Raw genomic sequence first — 4,644 nt, forward strand, 5'->3', positions numbered from 1 at the left:
AGCTCGCGCGGCNCCACATATTGCGACAGCTCGTCGGCGCGGGCGAGCTCGATCAGCCGCTCGAGCGTCTGGATCGCGCCGCCGCGCGCGCCCAGGTCGAGCGCGATGAGGTTCGTCTTGCCGCTCGGCAGCACCGCGACCGGCGGCGGGTCGCCCTCGAAATGGCCGCCGTTGTAAAGCTCGGTGAGCGCCGCCTGGACGGTTCCGTCGCCGCCGTTGATGACCAGCACCTTGGGCCGGACCCGGGCGATGATGCGCATCGCGTCGCCGATCTGGCGCGCTTCCTCGACCTCGTAGTGAAAGACGTCGGGATGGGCGTCGCAATATTCGCGGATCAGCGGCAGCTGGGCGATGTTCCCGGTCGACTTGGGGTTCGACAGCAATGCGATGCGCGGCCGGTTGAAGCACGGCCCGGCCTGGCCTGCCGGCGGGCAGCCGTCGGCGACCCGGCGCTCTGCTTCCTCTACTGTCGGCAGTTTCAACATGAATTCACCGGGCGGTCCGCTATAGGGCATCGAACGAACGGGTGCGGCCGATTGTCCGGGCGCACGGGTCCGCGTTGGAATCTCGGCTGCCTTTGCGGCCAAATGATGGTGCTGGGACGACTTCAATTTGCCCGCGATTCTGCCCCGCCTTCGCCTCGTCGACTCCTATCTGGCGCGGTCCATCGCGGTCCCGCTGATCGGAACGCTCGTGCTCGCGGCGATGCTGCTGCTGCTCGACAAGATGCTGCGCCTGTTCCAGTACGTGGTCGACGCCGGCGGCCCGGTCAGCGTGGTGTGGCGGATGCTCGCCAACCTGCTTCCCGAATATCTCTCGCTCGGAATTCCGATCGGCCTGATGCTCGGCATCCTGCTCGCGTTCCGAAAGCTCGCGCTTTCCTCGGAGCTGGACGCGCTCCGCGGCATCGGCGTCGGCTACGGCCGCCTTCTGCGCGTGCCCTACGGCTACACGGTGCCGCTGGCGATCATCAACCTGCTGATCGTCGGCTATCTCCAGCCCTATACCGAATACAAATATGAGAATTTGCGCTTCGACCTGAAGTCGGGCGCGCTCGGCGCGGCGATCAAGGTCGGCGAGTTCAACCAGCTCGGCCGCCGCCTGACGCTCAGGATCGAGCGCAGCGAGAAGAACGGAACGCAGCTCCACGGCATCTTCGTCGAGACCGAGGACGGCAAGGGCATGAGCGTCGCCGCGACGGCGCAGCACGGCCGCTTCCTCGCCACCGACGATCCTGACACCATCCTGTTCCGGCTGATACAGGGCCGCCTCGTCCAGCAATCGCCCAGGTTCACGACTCCGCGCACGCTCGCCTTCGAGGTCTACGACCTGCCGGTCAGCCTGCCCGCGATCGACCAGTTCCGCCGCCGCGGCGGCGCCGAATCCGACGAGCTCTACCTCCACGAGCTGTGGCGCATGGGCTACGGTGGCGGACCCGCCACCCGGCACCAGCAGCTCGAAGCCCAGGCGCATTTCAATTTCCGTCTGGTCGAGGTGCTGATGATGTTCATCCTGCCGCTGCTCGCGGTCGCGCTCGCGGTCCCGCCCAAGCGGAGCACGTCGGGCCTCGGAATCTTCATCGCGATCCTCGTCGTGGTCGCCTATCACAAGGTCAACCAGTACGGCCAGCAGGCCGCCGCCAACGGTCAGATCAACCCGATCCTCGCGCTGTGGGTGCCGCTGGTCCTGTTCGCGGGCATAATCTTCTGGATGTACCATGTGCTTGCCCACCACCCGGGGGGCCAGCCGATCGGCGCGCTCGAGCGCTTCTTCGCCAAGGTCGCGAGGGTCGCCCGGTCGATGCTTCCGAAGCCGAAAGCCCCGGCGGAGGGCCTGAACCCCGTGCCAACGAGGCCGTGATGGAGACGAAAAAGCGTCCTGGGAGTGAGCGAGTGCAGCCAGATAGTGGGCACTATCTGGCAATCGAGCGAGCGCGCCAGGGCGCTTTCTCGTCCCACCCGAAGGGCATGTCACGGCTCTCGCTGGCACGGGGTTCAGGCCCTAAGGCATGATCAACTTCGCGTTCTTCCCCTCGCGGCGGCTGGCGCTGTACATGGTGCGGCTGTTCATCATCCGCAGCCTCGCCGTGCTGTTCGCGCTGATCCTCGTCCTGATGACTCTCGACCTCCTCGGCGAGGCGGGCAAGATCCTCGCCGTGCCCGGCAATGGCGATGCCGAGCTGTGGCATTATATCGTGCTCCGCGTCCCGATCCTCGTCTCGCGCTTCCTGCCCTTTTCGGTCCTGCTCGGCACGCTGATCGCCTTCGTCAGCCTCAACCAGAACAGCGAGGTCGTGGCGATGAAGGCCGCCGGTCTCTCCGCGCACCAGATCCTCGCCCCTTTGGTCATCGCCAGCATCGGCATCGCCGCGGTCCTGTTCGCGTTCAACGAGACCGTCGTCGTCAATAGCGCGCGCCACGTCGACGCCTGGTCGAACAACGACTACAAGCCGATCCCGCCGGCGAGCGGCGTGCTCAGCAATGTCTGGCTGCTCCAGGACGACGACCTCGTCCGCGCCGCGATCGTCACCGGCCGCGGTACCGGCATGACCCTCCACCGCGTCAGCATCTACGACCGCAGCGGCGGAGTCCTGCAGCGCGTGATCAATGCCGCCACTGCGACGCCGGACCGCTCGGGCGGCGGGTGGTTGCTTCACAAAGTCGAGCTCTACGACGCCAACATGAACGTCGTCCGCCACGCCTTTCAGGTGAAGGCGCTCGCCGGAATCACGCCCGCGCAGTTCACCATTGCGAAAGTCGACCCGACCGAGCTCGATTACTGGACGCTCAAGCAGCGCATTGTCGAGCTCGAGGCAGCCGGCCGCTCCACCGACGAGGCCCGCGCGGGGCTCGCCCACAAGCTCTCCGGCCCCTTGTCGACGCTGCTGATGCCGCTGCTCGCCGCCGTCGCTGCCTTCGGCCTCGCCCGCTCGGGCCACGTGATGGTCCGCGCCGTGCTCGGCATGGCGCTCGGCTTCGCCTATTTCGTCGCCGACAATTTCAGCCTGGCGATGGGCAATGCCGGCGCCTACCCACCGCTCGTCGCCGCCTGGGCGCCCTTCTTCCTGTTCCTGCTGATCGGAGAGGCGGTCCTGGTGCGGACCGAGGAATAAGGCGGCTCCGTTAAAGTTTGCAATGAAACGAGTTGGACGATTGGTACCAGAAGCGCCCGCCACGTTCGATTCGCCATGACCGCCCAGCAGGCATATATCTGCGGCTGATGCTCGCGCGAACCGCTCGCGCTCGGCAAGCCTCACGGAGGCGATGATGTCGAGTTTCTCGCCGTTGCAACGAGGCGACCGCCTTCCGACGGTCGGCGTAATTCAACTCTTGTTGAATCGTGCAGGAGGCTCGCTCAGGGTTGACGGCTCGTTCGGGCCACGCACCCAAGCAGCGGTGCTCGACTTTCAGCATCAACGTAGACTTCCGCCGACCGGAATGATCGACGCTCTGACTTGGAACCGTCTGTTCCATGCAGACAAGCCGATCCTGATCGACCTCATCGATGTATTCGATGAACGGATCTATCAAAAGCAGGCCCAGGAGATGGAGAGCACTGGCAGTTCGCCAATCTACATGGGGGGAATGTCAAACGGGCTTGCGCAAATGGCGGAAAAGTTGCGCGGCGCGAGCCAGATCATGCTGCTGAGGATCGTCGGCCACGGTGCTTCGGGGGTCCAGGCGATCAGCATGGGCGTAGGGGGATGGGTGGAAACCGTGGGCAGCAAGGAGGTGCGTCACTTCTATCCGCATCAGACGACTTCCATGAGCGCCAGCAACGTCGCGACGCTTCCGCCTTCGCTGAGGGGCATTTTCGGATCGTGGGGCAACCTTGAACTCCACGGTTGTCATGTCGCTCAAGGACCGCAGGGACGGGAGTTTGTTCGAAAGCTCGCTGATGTGGTCGGAGTGCCGGTCACGGCGGGCAAGGGAACGCAGCGGTCGGGATTGCGCTTCCTGGGCTCTACGTTCACCGCCGCGCCCGACGGTCGGACGCTCGAGGAGTGGTGCGCCGGGCTTCCGCAATTCACGCCGGTCTCCGTGCCATGAGGACCGCCAACGGGTGCAAGGGCGAGGGACTGTGCCGCCAGCGGATACTGTGTCCAGGGCAGACTTGGAGACCAATCACGGTCTTACCGCTTCGATGCGGACGCTTCCCGGCGTGGCGCTCAGTTGGAGCTCGCCGTTTCCCACCATCACGGCGCCACCGCGGATAGCCAGGCGATCCGCGCGCTGGTTGAGGATCGAGCGCTTCAAGCGCGGCGTGAAGATTCTGTCGAAGTCGCGCTCGACCGATTGCGCGTCAGGATAAAGGCGGGTGGTGCCGCCCGAGGTCACCCGCAGGGGGAAGGCGATCATTTCGATCACAGCGCGGTGGTCGTTCGCCCTCACCGCCGTCTGCAACCGCGACAGGAATGAGACATAGGCTGGGTCAATCGCGGCGGCCCGCTCGGCAGTCTTCGCCTGCAAGCCGCTCGACGCGGCCCGCGAAGGCTCGCTGATGCGTGAACCGGTGACGATCACATTGTCGGCCATCGCTTCGCTCGACCTTTCGCCGCGCGCGGCTGGCGCTGGCGGGGGAGGGGGCGGCGGTGGCGGCGCGGTCGCCATCATCGGGGCAACGGGAGCAGGTGCCGGCGGCGCG

At 65.7% G+C, this 4,644-nt stretch carries 5 protein-coding genes; 3 read left to right on the forward strand and 2 right to left on the reverse strand.

Annotated elements, in window-relative coordinates:
* Nucleotides 1-389: diacylglycerol kinase family protein (locus GH737_RS13095; protein ID WP_476749618.1), on the reverse strand; the 389-nt coding region annotated here is incomplete at its 3' end.
* Between the two features lie 223 nt (nt 390-612).
* Here GH737_RS13095 and lptF point away from each other — a divergent pair.
* The 3 genes from lptF (at nt 613) to GH737_RS13110 (ending at nt 4,049) form a co-directional block, all read left to right on the forward strand.
* A complete protein-coding gene (gene lptF, locus GH737_RS13100) occupies nt 613-1,860 on the forward strand; it encodes an LPS export ABC transporter permease LptF (protein ID WP_230558807.1) in 1,248 nt (415 codons plus the stop codon).
* Nucleotides 1,861-2,008: 148 nt separating this feature from the next.
* The gene (gene lptG, locus GH737_RS13105; RefSeq protein ID WP_196233175.1) at nt 2,009-3,112 is read left to right on the forward strand and encodes an LPS export ABC transporter permease LptG; all 1,104 of its coding nucleotides are present in this window, start codon (nt 2,009-2,011) and stop codon (nt 3,110-3,112) included.
* Nucleotides 3,113-3,266: 154 nt separating this feature from the next.
* On the forward strand, nt 3,267-4,049 hold the full coding sequence (locus GH737_RS13110; RefSeq protein WP_196233176.1) for a peptidoglycan-binding protein: 783 nt from the start codon (nt 3,267-3,269) through the stop codon (nt 4,047-4,049).
* Between the two features lie 75 nt (nt 4,050-4,124).
* On the opposite strand, the gene GH737_RS13115 is transcribed toward GH737_RS13110, so the two are convergent.
* Nucleotides 4,125-4,523 carry a hypothetical protein gene (locus tag GH737_RS13115; RefSeq protein ID WP_155265245.1) on the reverse strand — a complete coding sequence of 133 codons (399 nt, stop codon included), beginning with the start codon at nt 4,521-4,523 and terminating at the stop codon, nt 4,125-4,127.
* Nucleotides 4,524-4,644: the final 121 nt, after the last annotated feature.

The organism is Sphingomonas segetis (assembly GCF_009720245.1).
Taxonomy (GTDB): Bacteria; Pseudomonadota; Alphaproteobacteria; order Sphingomonadales; family Sphingomonadaceae; genus Sphingomicrobium; species Sphingomicrobium segetis.

Bases quoted from the DNA above. Each gene is read 5' to 3' on its own strand.
- GH737_RS13110 (WP_196233176.1), top strand. From the start codon at position 3,267: ATGTCGAGTTTCTCGCCGTTGCAACGAGGCGACCGCCTTCCGACGGTC.
- lptG (WP_196233175.1), top strand. From the start codon at position 2,009: ATGATCAACTTCGCGTTCTTCCCCTCGCGGCGGCTGGCGCTGTACATG.